12 protein-coding genes and 2 pseudogenes are annotated in these 18,161 nt (G+C 62.0%); 4 read left to right on the forward strand and 10 right to left on the reverse strand.

All coding sequences use genetic code 11. The annotated features are described in order from the left end of the window. The first annotated feature begins 1,087 nt into the window (after positions 1–1,087). The 4 genes from QM841_RS39560 to QM841_RS39575 all read left to right on the forward strand — a co-directional run bounded on the left by QM841_RS39560 (position 1,088) and on the right by QM841_RS39575 (position 4,479). Positions 1,088–1,849, forward strand: coding sequence for an SDR family NAD(P)-dependent oxidoreductase (locus QM841_RS39560; RefSeq protein WP_283336253.1), 762 nt, complete (start codon positions 1,088–1,090; stop codon positions 1,847–1,849). A gap of 197 nt (positions 1,850–2,046) precedes the next feature. Further along, positions 2,047–2,742 (forward strand): SDR family NAD(P)-dependent oxidoreductase, encoded by a 696-nt coding sequence (locus tag QM841_RS39565; protein WP_283336254.1) that lies wholly within the window; start codon positions 2,047–2,049, stop codon positions 2,740–2,742. A gap of 182 nt (positions 2,743–2,924) precedes the next feature. Beyond that, the gene (locus QM841_RS39570; protein ID WP_283336256.1) at positions 2,925–3,047 is read left to right on the forward strand and encodes a hypothetical protein; all 123 of its coding nucleotides are present in this window, start codon (positions 2,925–2,927) and stop codon (positions 3,045–3,047) included. A gap of 379 nt (positions 3,048–3,426) precedes the next feature. Continuing rightward, the gene (locus QM841_RS39575) at positions 3,427–4,479 is read left to right on the forward strand and encodes an aldo/keto reductase (protein WP_283336257.1); all 1,053 of its coding nucleotides are present in this window, start codon (positions 3,427–3,429) and stop codon (positions 4,477–4,479) included. Between the two features lie 492 nt (positions 4,480–4,971). Here QM841_RS39575 and ribA read toward each other — a convergent pair. From ribA to QM841_RS39630, 10 genes and pseudogenes are all read right to left on the reverse strand, one after another. Then, a pseudogene (ribA, locus tag QM841_RS39580) lies at positions 4,972–6,257 on the reverse strand (GTP cyclohydrolase II). After that, positions 6,257–6,493 (reverse strand): flavin reductase family protein, encoded by a 237-nt coding sequence (locus QM841_RS39585; protein ID WP_283336258.1) that lies wholly within the window; start codon positions 6,491–6,493, stop codon positions 6,257–6,259. The pseudogene ribA and the gene QM841_RS39585 overlap by 1 nt, the downstream one beginning before the upstream one ends. Beyond that, positions 6,490–6,994 (reverse strand): annotated as a pseudogene (locus tag QM841_RS39590) (NADPH-dependent FMN reductase). Before QM841_RS39590 ends, QM841_RS39585 begins: the two are co-directional and overlap by 4 nt. Before the next feature lie 462 nt (positions 6,995–7,456). After that, entirely contained in the window at positions 7,457–8,539 is a 1,083-nt protein-coding gene (locus QM841_RS39595) for a lactonase family protein (protein WP_283336259.1), read from the reverse strand. 4 nt (positions 8,540–8,543) lie between these two features. After that, positions 8,544–9,587 carry an aldo/keto reductase gene (locus QM841_RS39600; RefSeq protein WP_283336260.1) on the reverse strand — a complete coding sequence of 348 codons (1,044 nt, stop codon included), beginning with the start codon at positions 9,585–9,587 and terminating at the stop codon, positions 8,544–8,546. A 44-nt stretch (positions 9,588–9,631) separates the two neighbouring features. Further along, positions 9,632–10,852, reverse strand: a complete 1,221-nt coding sequence (locus tag QM841_RS39605; protein WP_283336261.1) for an LLM class flavin-dependent oxidoreductase — start codon at positions 10,850–10,852, stop codon at positions 9,632–9,634. A 1,296-nt stretch (positions 10,853–12,148) separates the two neighbouring features. Next, positions 12,149–13,207 (reverse strand): ABC transporter substrate-binding protein, encoded by a 1,059-nt coding sequence (locus QM841_RS39615; protein ID WP_283336263.1) that lies wholly within the window; start codon positions 13,205–13,207, stop codon positions 12,149–12,151. A gap of 59 nt (positions 13,208–13,266) precedes the next feature. Further along, positions 13,267–14,517, reverse strand: a complete 1,251-nt coding sequence (locus QM841_RS39620; RefSeq protein WP_283336264.1) for an ABC transporter ATP-binding protein — start codon at positions 14,515–14,517, stop codon at positions 13,267–13,269. Next, on the reverse strand, positions 14,445–16,220 hold the full coding sequence (locus QM841_RS39625; RefSeq protein ID WP_283336265.1) for an ABC transporter permease: 1,776 nt from the start codon (positions 16,218–16,220) through the stop codon (positions 14,445–14,447). Before QM841_RS39625 ends, QM841_RS39620 begins: the two co-directional genes overlap by 73 nt. Positions 16,221–16,914: 694 nt before the next feature. Continuing rightward, positions 16,915–18,060 (reverse strand): thiolase family protein, encoded by a 1,146-nt coding sequence (locus QM841_RS39630; protein ID WP_283336266.1) that lies wholly within the window; start codon positions 18,058–18,060, stop codon positions 16,915–16,917. Between the last annotated feature and the right edge of the window lie 101 nt (positions 18,061–18,161).

The raw sequence follows: 18,161 nt of genomic DNA on the forward strand, positions 1-18,161 counted from the left end.
GATGACCGCGCTGAGCGGCCGTCGGGGTCAAGTAACGGGCGCTACCGGGCGCCGTGGTGGTGATTGTCGGCGTTTGTCGCGGGCGGAACTGAAATCGTGGAGGCATATGCTCCGGCGGTCTCCCCGCAGGGTCTGTCGGGGCGTGGTCGGGCCAGGACGTCCTGCATTTGTGATCGAAGCTGACCGTAAGAGAGCGCAAACGGGGCTCAGCCGACAGGCGAATCGGCGACGGGTCAACGACCTCTGAAAGTTGGTTCTGGCCAACTTTCGGTGCCGGCTCCATGCCTGCGTGTCGTTTTGGAACACGTGGAGTGTGCGGGAGATGATCTTGCTGCCGTTCTGAGAGCTGCGCCGCGTGGGATGGACAGGGTCGGAGTCCACGACCGGAGGCGGGCAGGGCCATTCGAGTTCGAGTGGACACGAACGTGGCATCCCAACCCGGAAGTCGAGGATCGCCTCTCCAACGGCGCGGTAGCTTTCCAAGCAGTGTTCGATTATAGTTGCCTGGCGCCGGTAGCTTCAGCAAGGGGAGGCAATGCAACGACGAGGTTCCGAGAGAGCTTTTCCAGTAAACGACATGACGGATCCCATATCGACGCAAGCGCAGGATGCGGCCAGTCGCCAACTCGATGTCGTCTGGCTACGGCGGTGCCTCGAAATCTGCAGATTTCTCGAAGCTGCCAACTCATTGGAACCATCCGACAGGGCCCTTGTCGAGTTCGCTATTAGGTGGGCCCCATACGGGGGTTCAAGTGCAGAAGAACTTCTCGTAGCATTCGGCCTGCGTCGCGTCAGGTACCTCTCGCTGATCGGAACTGCCCTCCAGCCACGGGAAGTGGAACCACCGCAAGTACGAAACTTAAAGAGATTGCTGCGCGACAACCTTATGCGAGCGTGGACCGCCAAATCGGCTATGAGAGCGTGGACCGCCAAATCGGCGACATCACCCACGCCTTCGGTGGCAAGTCACTAATCACTGCAGGTACTAGCTGCCAACGGTCAGTCTGCAGATTGACGTGCTCACAGATATGGACCGAACAGCTTTTCGACATGGACCCTCGCTGGTCCTGGACTCTCAGGAGACCCCATGAGTGTGCTCGAGTCCTTCCGCCTGGAAGGCCGAACAGCCATCGTGACCGGCGCTTCGTCCGGGCTGGGCGTCGCGTTCGCCAGGGCACTTGCTGAGGCCGGCGCGGACGTGGTTCTCGCTGCCCGACGTGCTGACAAGCTCGACGACACGGCCAGGATCGTTCGTGCTGCCGGACGCCGTGCGTTCACCGTGGCGACTGACATCGCAGACCCTGGCCAGTGTTCCGATCTAGTCGACGCAGCAATGACAGAGTTCGGCAGGGGCGACATTCTTGTCAACAACGCCGGCATCGCAACTGCGTACCCCGCTACCCGCGAGACTCGACACCAATTCCGTTCCGCGATAGACACTAATCTCAACGGCGCATACTGGACCAGCCAGGCCTGCGGACGAGTGATGCGTCCCGGCAGCTCCATCGTGAACATCTCTAGCATCTTGGGGCTCACCACCGCCGGCCTCCCGCAGGCCGCGTACAGCGCCAGCAAAGCCGGCGTCATTGGGCTGACAAGGGATCGAGCGCAACAATGGGGTACGCGTAAAGGGATTCGCGTCAACGCTATTGCTCCAGGCTTCTTCGCCACCGAAATGACCGACCAGTACCACGATCGCTACCTTGAGACATTGGCTTCGAGGATGGTCCTTGGTCGTACCGGCGAGTCGAGTGAACTGGCGGCGACACTCATATGGTTGGTGTCCGCGGCCGCGGGTTACGTCACCGGACAAACGATCGTAGTCGACGGCGGTGTCACTATCACCTGAGTGTCGAAAGAGTCGCCGACCTCCAGATCGGTGAGGGCTTGACCGTAACTTCACCAAGGCCGCCCGAGTAGTCAATGGGGCCTCTGTCTGTGCTTACAGTGCCAGGCAGCGCGCGTTTCGGAGATTCACAGCAGGTGGCCGAACCATGTCAGAACCAAACTAAGACAACGGGTATCATCGATGATAGGACATGACGAATGAAGCGAACTGCGCTGGTAACTGGTGGGACCGGAGGTCTCGGATCAGCGGTGACGAAGAAGCTGCTCGCCGAAGGTTGGAGGGTCGTGGTTCCATGGATGGTTGAACACGAGCTCGAACGCCTTGGACACCACTCCCACCTCGAACTAATTCAAGCCGATCTATTCGATCCGGGCAGCGTTACCGAGGTCGCTCATCTGGCAGGGGGGCGACCCGACGCCCCATTGACTGCGGTAGCGAACCTGGTCGGCGGGTTCGCGATGGGTGGAAGAATGCACGAGACGCCAATCGACGCCTTTGACAAACTGATGCGGCTTAACCTTCGCCCAACCTATCTAACAACGCAGGCTGCACTTCCATATCTGATCGACGCGGGCGGCGGGTCGATTGTTGCTGTCTCCACGAAGGCTGCGTTCGATCCGTTCTCCGGCGCAGCCGGATACATCACATCAAAGGCGGCCGTGTGGGCACTGGTGAGTGCAATTGCTGTGGAGTATGCCGATGCGGGTGTTCGCGTGAATGCCGTTCTCCCCTCGGTGATCGACACGCCAGGGAATCGGGACAGCCAGCCTGATTCGCCTCGCAAGGACTGGGTAGCGCCGACCGATATTGCGGATGTCATCGAATTCTTGTTCAGCGATGCCGCTTCCGCCATAACTGGAGCTCAGATTCCAGTTCCGGGGGTCACCCAGTGAAAATGTCTCGGAGGAATGGGTGAATGCCAAGGCCGTCAGTCGGGTTCGTGCCAATGAGTTGGCACTCCGCGGCTCTTGGGAGGACCAACCGCCTCCGCGTCGTCGTCGCTGACCCTGCCGTCCAACCTGGCTCGGCGCATCCTGTCCCTCGACTACGTCGCGGCCGCACCGGCTGGAACGGCGTGACCACGTTTGAACCGAACGTCCTCCGCAACTTCGGGATCGAACACCTTTCGGAACGTGACGAGCGTTATCGCCGGTCCGGTGGGTACGTCGTACTCACGAAGAAGCTGGGGGACAGCTGAGAGACGGCGCGGTGATCGGCGACCACGAGTCGGCGCGGTTCGCCAGCCTCGACATGGTGCAATCCGCCGCGCACCGCGGCGAGGCTCTTCGCCGTAGAGGGACCGCTCCCTCACCGGCTATCGCGAGAGGTCGGTACCCCCGGAGCAGGTAACCGACCATATCGAGACGTGGTAGCGGTCTGACGCCGTCGACGGGTTCACCGTCGACACCGCCGTCCTGCCCCCACTATCTCGAGAACTTCGTCGACCACATGGTCCCCCTCCTCCAGAACCGCAACCTGCACCGGACCGGCTTCGAGTCACTCACTCTCCGAGGCTATCCCGAGCCCACCAACTCGTTCGCGACCTCCTGAGCCCACGACAGACAGCAGAGCACCCCATGACATACCGCAACCTCGGCCGTACCGGAGTGAAGGTGAGCCCCCTGACCCTCGGCGCAATGAACTTCGGCGCCTGGGCGAACACCGACCACAACGCCGCGGCCCGCATCATCCACCGCGCCCTGGACGCCGGCATCAACGTCGTCGACACCGCGGACGTCTACTCGCAGGGCGAGAACGAGGAAATCGTCGGTAAAGCCCTGACGGGTCGCCGAGACGATGTGATCCTCGCCAGCAAGTTCCACGGTCCGATCGGGTCCGATCCCAACCACCGCGGCAACTCCCGCCGATGGATCTTCAAGGCCGTCGAAGACAGCCTCCGCCGCCTCCAGACCGACCACCTCGATCTTTACCAGGTCCACCGCCCCGACCCGGACACCGACATCGACGAAACGCTTAGTTCGCTCACCGACCTGGTACGGCAGGGCAAGATCCGCTACTTCGGTACCACCACGTTCGAACCGCATCAACTGGTCGAGGCACAGTGGATAGCCGAGCGCCGGAACCTGCAGCGGCCGGTCACCGAGCAGCCGCCGTACTCAATCCTCGCCCGCACGGCCGAACGCGCGACGCTGCCCGTTGCCGAGAAGTACGGTCTCGGTGTCCTCACCTGGAGCCCCCTTGCCGGTGGATGGCTCTCCGGCCGGTACAGGGCGGGCGAGACGGACAGCGTGGAGTCGAGCCGGCTCACTCGCCAGGCGCACCGGCACGACCCTGCGTTGCTCGCCAACCAGCGCAAGCGCGCGGCCGCCGAGGAACTGCTCAAGCTCGCCGACGACGCGGGCCTGTCGCTGATCCATTTGTCCATCGCCTTCGTACTCGAGCATCCCGCGGTGAGCACGGTGATCATCGGTCCGCGGACCCTGGAGCACCTCGATGGCCAGCTTGGTGCGGTCGACGTGCGCCTCACTGGCGACATCCTCGACCGCATCGATGAGATCGTCGCCCCTGGCGTCACCATCAGCCCCGCCGACGAGGGATACCTGCCGCCGTCGTTGACGGAACCGTCCACCCGGCGTCGCGTCGCCGTGACCCGCAAGGGAGCACACTAATGGGACTGCACGACCTCCGCGTCTTCGGGGCACCGGTCAAGGTCACGCCAGTGATCCTCGGCATGATGAATTTTCGAAGCCCGTGGGGATGCCGCCCACGAGGACAGCATCCGCGTCATCCACCGTGTTCCCGACGCTGGCATCAGCGTCGTACCGCGGACGGCGGATGCGCGACCGGGCTGCCAAATGCTGCTCGGGTCCGTGCTCGCAGGGTCGCCGGCAGGACGCTTGCCGAAGGATCATCGAGGCCGCCAACAATATCGAATCTGCAGTTGCCGAATCTGGCACGCTGACCGAGCTCTGCGGGATCGGGGCACTGAATGCGGGCAAATCCCCGTCCGGGTCGATTCGACTCACCGGCTCCGCTCTGCGGACTCGTTCGCCTCCTGCACCCGCCCCGCCTCGATCGAGTCGACTTCCCGCGATATCGCCCACCACCGGACTCTCCCGCGCCGAAGACCGGAAACTAAATCTGCCTGCACACGCCGACCATCACCCCGATCGGTCCGTACCCTCCGAGACGCGCGTACACCCCGTAGAGCCAGTGCTGCCCTGGGACTGTTCCACTGCAGGCAGTAGGTGGCCCATCCGGTTCCGCTTCGTCTCTAGATACCGCACATTTGCCGGACCTGCCCCCACGTACAACGGCACCCGATTCGACACCACGATCCCGTCCTTTTCCAGTCCCGCGATCTTCGCCGGATTGTTGGTCAGCAGCCGCACCGAACCCACACCGAGATCACGGAGGATCGCCGCCCGCGCCCCCGTACTCCCGACCGTCGGGGGGGCTCGCCGAGCTGAAGGTTCGCCTGCACCGTGTCCAGACCGGCATCCTGCAATTGGTACGCCGAGATCTTCTTTAGCAGCCCGATGCCCCGCCCCTCGTGCCCACGCAGGTAGACCAGCACGCCGCCCTCGAGAGACAGGCGTGCGAGCGCCGCATCGAGTTGTGGACCGCACTCGCAGCGCTGCGACGAGAACGACTCACCCGTCAGGCATTCCGAGTGGACGCGTACCAACGACCCGTCACCGACCTCACCCGCGACCAGCGCCAGATGCTCCGCGCCGGTGGCCCGGTCCCGGTAGCCGATGGCGCGAAACACTCCGAACCGCGTCGGAATCACCGTTTCGTCGGCACGCTCGACCCGATCCTGCGGCACCGTCACCGCCGTAACCCGATGTGCACGCCGGCACGCAGTCAACTCCGCGATAGTCAGTATCGGCAGGCCGTGCCGTGCGCCGAGATCCTCGATGTCCGGCATCCGCATCATCGACCCGTCGTCGGTCACCAGTTCCGCGAGCACACCCACAGGCGCAAGGCCCGCCAATACACACAGGTCCACCGCTGCCTCCGTGGGCCCTCGACGCTTGAGAACCCCACCAGGGTGTGCCCGCAGCGGCAGCACGCGCCCCGGACGGATCAGATCTCCCGCCGTCGACGCAGGATCCGCCAGTACCCGCAGCGTCCGTGCCCGATCGGCCGCACTGGCCCCCGTGGAGACCCCTACCGCGGCCCCTACCCTCACCGTGGACGCCGTTTGCATCGGATTTTGGTTGCATGCCACCATCGCAGGTAACGCCAACACATTCGCCCGCGCACCCGTCATCGGCGCATACAACAAGCCCGACGTGTTCCGCACAGTCCATGCCACCCATTCCGCTGACGCGTGCTGCGCCGCGAGAACGACATCCCCTTCGCTCTCCCGATCTGCATCCGCAGTGACCAAAACCGGTTGACCCGCACGCAACGCGACCAGCGCCGCCTTCACGTGATGCATCACCCCAGAGCCTGGAGTCGAGTGATTCGGCCGCGGTGAAACACGATCGGCATCTCGTCCCGCCACTCCAGCTCGTTTACCCGCATGAGCTCGAGCGACACCCCGACAAAGCTGCTCGCCGTCATCGCGACCGGCCCCCCTTCGGTCTCGGCGCAGATCGCCACCAAACCACTGGGGAATTGCCCGAATGCCTTTCGCAATATCGGTGTATCCAGGTCTGTGTGAGCGAGTGTCATGACGCCTCCGTTCCGGGGATCGCCGCCATGACGATTCCGCTCCACCATTCGGCGTCGTCAGCGATACGGGTGTCCGTCGTGTAGGTCGAATCGATCAGGAATAGCCCAGGAGCCGGTGTCGTCGCGCCCAGCTCCACCAGCACCGGCTTGAGCAGCAGTTCCGGAGCCATCGCGTGCGTCTGCCCCGCACCCAACATCAAGCACCGCCACCACGTCCTTCAATCCCTCACCGCTGGCGAACTGATCGAGGACTAGCTTCAGGATGCCGGTGTTCGTCGACTTGAACGTCGGACTCGCAAGCACCACCAGATCTGAGAACGCCACAGACGTCACTGCTGCATTCACCCCTTCGTCACCCCGCCCCATTAGGCCTGTGCCGAGAGACGCAAGGTCAACGACACGATCCGGATCGGATCCCGTCAAAGTCCCCACAAGCACCCCCGCGGCATCGAGTGTGCGCGAAGCGGGTTTTGGATTTCCCACAACAACGCTGGTCTTCACGAGTGGGCAAGCCTTTCGTCAGCTGTATCGCACGGATTGGGGAGGTGGTGCGTTTTCGCGTAGCGCCGGACCGGGTTGCCAGCTTCGGAGGAATGCTGTCGCAATAGTTGCTGGACGCTGATGACCCCGCCGACCCGGAGGTATTGGCCTGCACCACCACGATAACGACGGCGCCGCTGCCAACCGTGATGATGATGAGTGACGTGAGAATGCAGCACAGTCTGCGACTTCGGATGCAGGTCGCTTGCGGTGGTATAGGTCTCCGGGCGCACACACCGTGTACGACGTCGACGGCTACAAGCGTGGCCACCTGTGCCTACTTCTTGACCGCCTGGCCAAAGTCTGACGGCTTCCAGGCTTTCACTTCCTGTTTGATCATGCCAAGGACGCTGTCCAACATCCTAGTTCCGATGACAAGCGAGCCACCGCGATCTGACTGGCGAAACGCAATATGGCCGCATTTCATACCGACATTGGGACGAAAACAAACGAACTCGGAGAGGGAACGTCAATATGGTCGTGAGATGTGAGCAGCTTGTCCATATCGGCGCCCTTGAAAACTACGACGCGGTTGGAGTGCCAGTTTCCAACAAACAAGAAGTTGCCCGACGGGTCTAATTCGATGGCGCGCGGCGAGCAACCGAAGCTGGGTACGTTGTGCTGCCAGGTTGCGCCGCCTGATCCATCGAGGCCGAATGTCGAGATGCTGTCAGCGCCACGAACGCCGACGAACAGTCGGGTTCCGTCGGGGTGCAGGCTGGTCTCTGCGGCTGAGCTCTTACCGCGGAAACCGGGCTGTGCGACGGGGCGGCGAGAAATGATCCGGTGAGGCACGAAGTTCTCGGCCTCAAGGACGTAGAGGTGACAGTCACCCACGCCAACTGCGTACGCGTACTTACCCGATGGATGTAGTTCAACTTGACGCGGAGAACTGCCCTCCGGGAACGAAACGCGCGTAATCGGGTCCCGGGACAGGTTGCCTGACTGACTGAGCGGGTAGGCGAAAATCTCGTCGCGTCCGAAGTCTGTAGCGATAAGTGCGCCCGCGCCGGGTGCAATTCGCACGTGATGGATCTTGGAGGCCGGTCCGTTGGCGTTGGTGTTGGGTTCGATGATCGGTTCGGAGGCAACGATCTCTCCACCGGAACCGAGCTGGCTTGCTGTGATGACTCCGTCACCGAGATGACCGACATAGGCATGGGTGCCATTCGGGTGAACGGCGGCGGAGATGGCCAGGGCGCCGTTCGTCTCAACTGCCGACTTACGTTCGAGGTGGCCATCACGATGGATCGCGAACGCAAGTAGTCTTCCAGGACGTGCGAACTCGGCAGCATAGAGTACCGGCATTGTTGGGTGTCGGACCAGGTGCTGCGGACTGAAGAGGTCGCCTTCAGTCGTCTCCTGATGGGAAAGGGATCCGTCGGAGTCGTCGAACAGGAAGCGCTCGATTCCCCTGGCGGGAATTGTAGTGTCGGGGTTCGGACGCGGGTGATACTTCCATACGTCCTCGGTTACACCGCCGACATAGACATTCCAGAGTGACACGCACTCAGCCCTTCCGATAGTGACGTCTACGGAGTTTCCGCTGCGCGATGGCCGGCGGAATGTCGCCGACGTCGCCTGGGCTCAGAGTTACTCCTGGTGGGACGATTTCGTCGATAGCATCAAGTGTGTCGTTGTCTAGCACGATCTCGGGCGTGTCTAGGTACGGCAGCAGTTGCTCCACGGTGCGCGGCCCAATAATTGCCGATGTCACACCGGGGTGTTCGAGTACGAATCCAATTGCAAGCTGTAGGAGTGTTAGTCCGGCATCGTCGGCAACTGCCTGAAGCTGGCGTACGACGTCAGCCTTGGTCTTGTTGACCTCGAGTTCTGGGTCGTGACGTAACGGGTTCTTCCACCGCTGCCACCCGGGATCCTTCTCTGCTTGGCGATAGTGGCCGGAAAGCCATCCACCTGCCAACGGGCTCCACACCAACGTGCCTAGCTTGTACTGCATTGCTGTCGGCAGCGTGTCTCGTTCGCTATGCCTGACGAGTATTGAATAGGGCGGTTGCTCGACTGTTGGTCGCACACCTCGCGACCGGCCGAGCCATTGGGCTTCTACGATCTGGCCGGAGGGGAAGGTGCTGGTTCCGTAGTAACGAATCTTTCCCTCGCGCACCAAGTCCACCAGGGCATCGATCGTCTCCTCCAATTCTGTGTCTTCGTCGGGCCGGTGGGCATAGTAGATGTCGATGTAGTCGGTCTTTAGGCGCCGCAAGCTGGCCTCGACAGCGAGCTTGATCCAACGGCGTGAGTTTCCGCGGTGGTTTGGGTCTTTGTCGAGAGCGCGGTTGAACTTGGTCGCGAGGACGATATCATCTCGCTTCCCGCTGTTGGCCAATGCATTTCCGACGATCTCTTCTGCCTCTGTGTAGGAGTAGACGTCCGCTGTGTCGATCATATTGATGCCCGCATCGACCGCGCGGTAGATGAGTTCGGCACCGTCTGCAGCTGACACTCGACCGTAAGACCCGAAATTCATGGTTCCCAGAGTCAGCGGGCTGACCCGCACCCCAGTACGGCCGAGCACCCTGTAGTTACTGGACATTGTTCTGAATTCTCTCCTCTGATGGTTTCGAAGTGGCAACACCTCTAGCCCCGACGCGCGAACCTTGCTCGAGTGCTTTCGGCATCCGTAGCCGCGATTAGGACGCCACGGTCACTGAGTCGGGGGAAGAGTTCATCGAACACAGAATCAACTAGCTCCGAACGCTTGGGAAGGAGAATGATGAAACCGTCTAGTGAGGCCAGTCCCGCGATCCGGCTGATCTCATCGGCCACCTGGTCGGCGGTACCGACAACCGTGCGGTGGCCGTTGTGTCGGGTTTGTGTGCGAACAAGCTCGGCAAGGGAGAGGTCGTTGTTCTCGAGGAACTCGTAGATGGATGCGGCCCGGCCTGGACGCCTGACAATGTCCTCGATAGGTAACAGTCGCTCGCGTGGGAAACGGTCTCCAGGTTCCACGTCGGAGAGGTCGATACCGAGCACTTCCTCGATTCTCCGTAGTTGCTCTTCATACGACAGCGTCCCCCACATCGCCCGTTCGTGTTCCCACGCCTGCTCCGTGGTGTCGCCGATGATCGGTGCAAGTCCGGACAGGACTGTTGGCCGGGTGCCATCGGCACGTACTGTCGAGGCGCTAGCAGTCAGCGCATCGAAATAGCGTTGCTGAAGGTGGTCGAGTTGCGCTGCTGTGAAGACGAACTGCGCGGCCTTCGCGGCAAGTTCTATGCCTGCGGGCGATTGGCCAGATTGGCCGACCAACAGCTCGTCTTTGTGGGGTTTGATGCTGAGTGGTCCCTTGACTTTCAAATAGTCACTGGAGTAGTTGATTGGGGTGGGATCCTGCGTTTCCGGTCCCCAACTCCGCCCCAGCTGCCTGACAACCTCAATGAACTCCTCGGCGCGGGCGTAGCGCTCATCAGGTGTGGGTAGCTCGGTCAGCCCAAAGTTCTGTTCTCCCCCAAACGAGGTCACAAAGTTGACACCAATTCGACCCTGCCCGATGTGAGCGAGGGAGGTCAGTGACCTCGCGATGTGGTACGGATGATTGAAGGTGGTGGAGATCGTGGTGATCACGTTGATGCGCTCGACGCACGAAAGTAGGGCCCCTGCGAGCGATAGCGGTTCGAACCTTGTGTGTGACGAGAACGCTGGCTCGTAGTCGAGTGAGTCCGCGAGGAAGAAGCCATCGAGCCCGGACTCCTCTGCCCGCCGGGCGAGCGCGAGCGTATCTGTGAATGAATCGCGAATTTCGGTGCCACCAGCGAGCGGCGGTGACGGGAGTACCGTGAATATGGGCGGTGTAGCCATGATGCTGCTCCTCGGCAGTCAGGGATATGTCTTTTCGCGGCTCCTCCGCCCTGATTTGGCTGCATCAGGAGGAGGCGTCCTCTCGGGGGTTAGCGTCCGCCTTGTTCAGCGCGGCGCGCTTCCGCATCAACTCGTTTCAATCTAAGTTTTCCGACTCGAACAATTCGATGGCGCTCAAGAACAATGCATGTGGTCCCGCGCCGTCCGGGCGAACTGAGCGAGCGACCTCGGACCAGACCTTCTGTCCCTCCACGCTAAGTGCCCAGTTGAGGAATACCTGCGCAGCGTTCGGGCGCGCGGATTGAGCAAGGAGTTCGGTATGCACAGGAGTTCCCCGGGCAGGGAAGTGGAAACAACGCTATTGCTGCATGCAATGAATATCATGCCGGTCTGTTTCAACAGCGATCCACTAGGAAGCTCGGGTCGCTCGTGTGAGGCGCCCGTGCCTGGGATCGGGATCAAGCGCGGCAATCGCGGACCGCCCATAGATCTGCGCTGGGGGCATGTGACGTCTTCCTCGAGGATGTCGGGGATCTCTGCTGGTGTGCCACATTGCCTTCCTAGCTATTGCTTACTGTGAATTCTTGCGTAGAGATCTGGGATCCTTCGTGCCCGCCGGTCGACTGGGCCGTTCGCGCAACCGAACGCCGAGTGGCATTCGGAGGGCTAGGAACCGTGCATGGACCGGTGGTGTGGATATGCGTCTGCCAACCTGCGTATCTCGCCTTGGTCGCAGCTCGATTCAGGAAGGACCTGCCACAAACGTTCGATGAACTGCCGCATTGTCATTCCGAAGCGTACGAGGATCTCCTCGTCGGTAGCACCCCCGAACGGTGTCCACATGCTAGCGAATTCGAGGAGGAGCTCCGCTTCGGGGTCAGGATGTTTGCGTTTGCGGTTGGCTTCGATCCACGCGGCGCGGCGCCTTTGGCGATATCGGCGATATCCGAGAGAATTCATGGGATCTCACACATCTGTTCGTTCTGAGGAGGCCGTCGGAATTTTGGTTGCCTCGCCGCAACGGGGTATACGCGCTGGAGGGCCAGTTGTTCTCGCGTCACCGTCTAGTTGCTTATTCCACGGCGCACTGGACTGACCTATTAGAGCTGCGCGAGACGATAAATCTTTGGTTCCGCACCGAGAACACTGTGATGAACAGGCTTCGGTGCGGAACCATCAGCGATCGAATCAGCGTTCCTTGGGTTTGACCCCTTAGGTCTGCGCCTTCACAAGGCCGGGGCCCTGGAGGCATGGATCGCTTCTGCTATGTGATCGAACCCCGCACTTATTGCCGGATCAGCGACCGAGCGCGACGTTCAGTTCGTCCTGCCAGGCTGCTACCTTTTTGGGGTCGACTGACTCCGCTTCGAACACCTCGATGCCGGAAGCGGAGTTGTTCGCGGTCGAGATGTTCGGCAGGACCGATGCGTAGCCGGCGCTCCACGCCTCCTGTCCTTCCGGGGTCATAAGCCAGTTGACGAATAGCTGTGACGCGTTTGGGCTTTCGGAGGAAGCCAGCACTTCGCCATACAATGGGCTTGCCAGTGCCGGGAACTGGCTGTCGAATGCAAATCCCGCCTTTTTGACCGGAGCCACCGCTGATCCGGAGATCGCCAGGACTGCGTCGACGGCGCCTGCTCCGAGTGCCTCGGATGCCGGGCCAGAGCTAGCGTATAGCGTCGGGCGCAGCTCGCCGAGACGCTCGAAGAGACCGGGATACCGTTCGTTGAGTCGGCCGAAGAGCACCGCGTTCACGGAGTTGACGTTGGGGTCGTTCATGCCAATGCGGCCCTTGTAGGTGTCATCCGCGAACAGCGACTCGAAGCTCGGTGCTGGGTTCACGGCGTCGGTGTTCCACGCATAGCCCCACGCTGCAAACGAGGTGATCAGCCGCGTGTCATCGTCGTACAGCGTCTGGGTGGCCTTCGGCACGCCGTCCGTCGTCGGTGCGGCGCCGTTACGGAGGAGTTCGTCGGCCGCCAGCGCATCGGGACCGACGATCTTTTGGAAATATCCATCCTTCAAGTGCTTCTCGTGCCACATTCGGTCGGTACTCAGCAACACATCGACTGTGCCGACCCCGGCCTGCTGTTCGGCGTCGACACGGGTGCTGATCTCCGGAGGGCCGTATTGGGCGATGGTCAGATCAATTGACGGGTACGCCTTCTCGAATGCCGCCTCGACCGCCGCATTGTGCGCCGGATTAAGGACAGACCACACCTCGAGCTGCCCTTCGGTGTCGGCGGCCTTGACGACGTCTGCCCACGATGCCTCCGGGCCCCGTGCCATCGCAGGTGCGTTGCCACTGCCACTTCCGTCGTAGTCGCCACATGCGGTGAGGGCCAGCGGTGCCACACACAATAGAGCGACAGCCCGGGCCAATCGGCCTACCAGCCCATTGCAATATCTCGTCGTCATAAGTCCGTCTCCCGGTCAGTGTGAGCGTTTGCTTGTTCGGCAAGAGGAAAGATGCGGGTCTCCGAAACCCGCGTGATCAGGTCGACTCGGTCTCCCGGTACGAAGATTTGGCCGAGTGGCATGACCAGCCGGAGGTTCCGCCCGCGAAATTCGACGGTCAGCTCCTGCTCACCTCCGAGGTAGCCGACACCCGCCACTATGCCTCCGCCGACGCGGTACTCGTGATCGGACGGTGAGCCGTTGTCGATGTCGACTGGGCTGATCGAGATGTGCTCCGGCCGGGTAAACAGTTCGTAGGACTTGCCCTTGTCGAACTCATGCGGGACGGGACCGGCAAACTCGCAGTCGGTCCCGCTCCACCGGTCATCTCGGCCTGTGATCGAGCACAACCGCCGATAGCCCATCATGCGAGCGATCCTGCTCGTCGCAGGGCTGGCGAAGAGCTCGTCGGGACGGCCGAGCTGAACGATCGCGCCATCGGTCATCGCGGCCACCCGATCACCGAGCAGCATCGCTTCGGTGAGGTCGTGAGTGACATAGACGCCCGTGAAGCGGATCTGCTCGTGGAGCCGCCGGATCTCCGAACGCAGCTGTTCCCGAAGCGCGGCGTCAAGATTGCTCAGAGGCTCGTCGAACATGACGATCTTGGGCTCCGCGACCAGTGCTCGGGCGAGTGCCACGCGTTGCTGCTGCCCGCCACTTAGCTGGGCAGGGCGCTTGTCGAGCAGGCGTCCGTCGAGATCAACGACCTCGGCGATCGCCGCAATCTTCTTCTTGCGTTCCTCGCGGGGTATTCGGCGCGATTTGAGTGGGAATGCGATGTTGTCCCAACCTGTCATGTGCGGCCACAGTGCATAGTTCTGGAACACCAGTCCGATGTCTCGTCGATGGATCGGGACGGCGACCCTGCGCTCAGCATCGAAAATTGTCTGATCACCGAATTCGATCACGCCCGCATCCGGGTTCTCCAGACCAGCCAGGCAACGCAGCGTCGTGGACTTCCCGCAGCCACTCGGCCCGACAAGGACGAGCATCTCGGCGTGGGGAACCTCGAGCGAGACGTCGTCTACGGCAACGATGCTCCCGTGGCTGCCGAAGGCCTTTCTGAGGTCCTTAACCTTGAGGTCAGACATGCCTGTCCCTCGCATCGAGAGGATGTCGAACGTACATATGATCAGTTCTCCTTGGGGGTTGAGGGCCGGCCGATTGCCAGGGCGAGCAGCACGCTGATGCCGGTGATCGCGCACATAAGGAAGGCCATGACTGCGACCTGGGAGTTGCTTCCGTTCGCGAACTGGTCGTACAGAACGGTGGACATCACCTGGGTCCGGGTAGAGCGAACGAGGATCGATGCCCCGAACTCCTGCGCTGTCAGGATCAGGCAGAGCGCCGTTACATTGCCGAGAGTCGGGCGCAGCATCGGAAGTTCCAGCGTGAGGATTCGGCGCCAAAGTGGTCCGCCGCAGGCTGCACCAGCGTCGACGAGGTTGCTGCCCAGGTTGACGAGGCTCACCAACACCATGCGCGTTATGAAGGGCAGGGTGACCACGAGGTATACGATCACCAGTCCTGCACCGCGGCCATAGAGGTTGAGGGGGCCATGGGTGTATGCCAGCAAGAAGCCGACGCCGAAGATCACCGCTGGGATGCCCAGTGACATGCTCACGAGAACGTCGATGATATTGGCTATGACCTTCTGCTGTCGGCGGGCGTAGAGGATCTTCGCGCACAGGTAGCCGACTGGGACAGCGACCGCAGTTGCTGTCAGCGAGTAGACGGCGGTGTTGCCGATCGCATCGGTCAACCTGGGGTTGGCAAAGACAGCGCGGAAGTTCTCGAGTGTGAACTCGCTGATCACAATGTCTTTCGACCAGTAAGGCTGGAAGGCGACGACAGCGACACACAGAATTGGAGCCGCGACGGCAAATAGCCCGTAAGCGACCAGCGCGGCGTGGGAGAACCAGCCGCTCTTGTTCAGTGCACGCGCCGCACCTTTCGTGCCTGTGCTGGCGAAGCGGTCCTGGTCGCGGAGAACGATTCGCTGGATGGCGAGGAAGGCGATACCCGTGACGATGATAGGGAGTCCGTACGCCGCGGCGAGCGGAATGTTCGGCGGCGCCGACGACATGCTGATGTACATCGCTGTGGACAGCACGTTCAGGTTCTGTTGGCGTCCGAGGAACAGTGGGACCGCGAACTGCCCGAGGGCTAGCAGCATGACCGTCAGCGACGAGTACACAATTGCAGGCCGGAGGAGGGGCAGTATCACCAGAAAGAACGCGCGGGTGGGTGAGGCACCGGATGCCGCGGCTGCGTCGTAGACGCCCTGATCGAGCTGTGAGAGGGTGCTGCGTACGAAGAGGTACACGAAACTCGTCAGCAGGGTTGCCGTCACGATCAGAATGAACGGGACCGTGTTGATGTCGAACGGGCCGGTTTGTGAGTCCGACCAGAACATGACTTTCCGTAGCAGTATGTTGCCGAAGCCGATGGTGGGATTGAGGAGGTAGCCGAAACCCGTGACTGCAGCGAGGGCGGGCATCACGAGAGGGATCAGGGGGATGTATCCCAGCCAACGATTGCGGCGGTTGAGGCCTTGGGCTCCCCAAGCGAGCACGATCCCTAGTACTGTGCTGATTACGACCGAGCCGAGGGCCAGCGTGATCGTGTTTTGCACCGTTCGACCGAGGGCGCGATCCTCAAGCATCTGGCCGAAGCCGGCACCACCTTCCGAGAGTGCAGCGTCGATCACGTAGTACACCGGGGGAAGGCACAACAGCCCGACTATGCAGACCAGTGCGAGTGCGGAGATCCGTCGTGCGGTGGTTTGGACGGAGCGGCGGTCGACCAGTCCGATGCGTTGTTGCGTGGAGACAGCCTGGTGATCGGTATCGGTATCGGTATCGGTCGCGTGCTGCTCGTCGCTGGCGAGACTGCCAGTGATGTGCATCTGGTCCCCTTGGTTGTAGTGCCCGCCGCATAACGGCGGCTATGTGACGTGGAGCATAATCCAACGGCGATTGGATTGTATAGGGTTGACTTCCTCCGTTCCGTCCGCTGCAGTTGCGCAGCGCATTTGCGGGCGTGTCGTATCGCCCTGCGGCACAGGCCTCGCAACGTAGCGCTGCGGGGGCAACTGAGTAGATGACCTCTCGGCCTACTGGCGGAGCGGCCCTCGATGCGCCGCGAACGCGGCCTATCGAGGGGAGGGTCCAGCGAAGGGCTCTGTCCCGCAGGGAATTCGGACACCAACGTCAGGATGTCGAGCTGGGGCGAGTCTACGATCCGGGTGCGACGGTAAAGGCAGGGGTTAGGTCCTCACGGGGCGGTAATCCCATGAGGCCGTTGCGGAAGGCAGGGTGGGTACGGCCTCCACGGGCCGTGCGATGGTGACGATGGGCCATGCGTACGGTCGCTGGGCGTAGAGCTCCCCTCACGGTTCATCGAGGTCGCCAGAATCAACTTGATTGGCACCCAACATCATCGGGCTGGTCCCGACGAACTCTAGGCTCGTCGAGGACGCAGGGCGACGATCTCTACTGAGTCGCCGCCGACGAACAGCTTCTCGACGGCGGCGAGTCGAAGTCCACTGCGACTAGCCCGATCTGCCCTGTCGTCAACGAGGGGCTCCTTCGGGCGACAGATCAGAGCAACTCGAGGATGGTGGCGTTTGCCTGGCCGCCACCCTCACACATGGTCTGTAGTCCGTAGCGAATACCGTTGTCGCGCATGTGATGCACGAGCGTGGTCATCAGTCGGGCGCCCGAGCCGCCGAGCGGGTGGCCCAGGGCGATCGCGCCGCCGTTCGGGTTTAGCGCCTTGGGGTCGGCACCGAGATCCGCCAACCAGGCTAGCGGGACAGGAGCGAACGCCTCATTGACCTCAAAAGCCCCGATCTCGTCGAGCTTCAATCCGGATCTTGCCAGCGCCTTTTGGGTGGCGGGAATGGGTGCGGTCAGCATAATAACCGGGTCGGCGCCGGCGAGGACGGCGGTGTGCACGCGCGCGATCGGGGTCAAGCCCAGATCGGCCGCCTTCTCCGAAGTGGTCATCAGAAGCGCAGCCGAACCATCGGAGATCTGCGAGGAGTTGCCGGCGTGGATCACGCCGTCCTTCTTGAACACGGTCTTCAACGAGGCCAGGCTCTCGACCGTGCCGCCAGGGCGGATGCCCTCGTCCTGCGCCACAGCAGTGCCGTCAGATGTAGTGATAGGAGCAATTTGTGCGTCGAACCGGCCCGCGGTTCGTGCCGCGGCGGCATTCTCGTGGCTGGCCAGGGCGAACTCGTCGAGCTGAGTACGGGAGAATCCCCACCTTTCCGCGATCATCTCCGCCCCGAGGCCCTGATTCGGGAAAGTTGGCCCGTACCGGGCTCGGAAGTGGTCTCCGAGCGGATCCATCTCACCCATCGCCGAACCCATCGGCACCCGTGACATGGATTCCACGCCACCAGCGACGACCACGTCGTACTGTCCGGCGATCAGCCCGGCGGCGGCGAAGTGCACGGACTGCTGTGACGAACCGCATTGCCGGTCGACCGTAACCCCGGTGACCGTCTCCGGCCAGCCCGCCGCCAGCGGTGCCGTGCGGCCAATGTCGAACGTCTGTTCACCGACCTGGCTCACGCATCCCCAGATCACGTCGTCGACCACCATTGGGTCAATCCCGCTGCGATCGGCCAGCGCGCGCAGCACGTGCGCAGATAGGTCGACCGGGTGTACATCCGACAGGACTCCCATTCGCCTGCCAAGCGGGGTCCGGACCGCTTCCACGATGACTGCGTCGCGCATCTGCTGATCTCCTTCGTGAGTGTTTGAGGTTGGTCGTTAGGATTCGGTAAGCGCTTCGCCGACAGCGCGGTTGGTCAGTGTCGGCGGCGTTCCGCAGGTCG

The sequence above is a fragment of the Rhodococcus sp. IEGM 1307 genome, from assembly GCF_030056915.1.
GTDB lineage: Bacteria > Actinomycetota > Actinomycetes > Mycobacteriales > Mycobacteriaceae > Rhodococcus_F > Rhodococcus_F opacus_D.

Coding starts and splice junctions, on each gene's coding strand:
- QM841_RS39560 (WP_283336253.1), top strand. CDS start 1,088: ATGAGTGTGCTCGAGTCCTTCCGCCTGGAAGGCCGAACAGCCATCGTG.
- QM841_RS39565 (WP_283336254.1), top strand. CDS start 2,047: ATGAAGCGAACTGCGCTGGTAACTGGTGGGACCGGAGGTCTCGGATCA.
- QM841_RS39575 (WP_283336257.1), top strand. CDS start 3,427: ATGACATACCGCAACCTCGGCCGTACCGGAGTGAAGGTGAGCCCCCTG.
- QM841_RS39585 (WP_283336258.1), bottom strand. CDS start 6,493: ATGACACTCGCTCACACAGACCTGGATACACCGATATTGCGAAAGGCA.
- QM841_RS39600 (WP_283336260.1), bottom strand. CDS start 9,587: ATGTCCAGTAACTACAGGGTGCTCGGCCGTACTGGGGTGCGGGTCAGC.
- QM841_RS39605 (WP_283336261.1), bottom strand. CDS start 10,852: ATGGCTACACCGCCCATATTCACGGTACTCCCGTCACCGCCGCTCGCT.
- QM841_RS39625 (WP_283336265.1), bottom strand. CDS start 16,220: ATGCACATCACTGGCAGTCTCGCCAGCGACGAGCAGCACGCGACCGAT.
- QM841_RS39630 (WP_283336266.1), bottom strand. CDS start 18,060: ATGCGCGACGCAGTCATCGTGGAAGCGGTCCGGACCCCGCTTGGCAGG.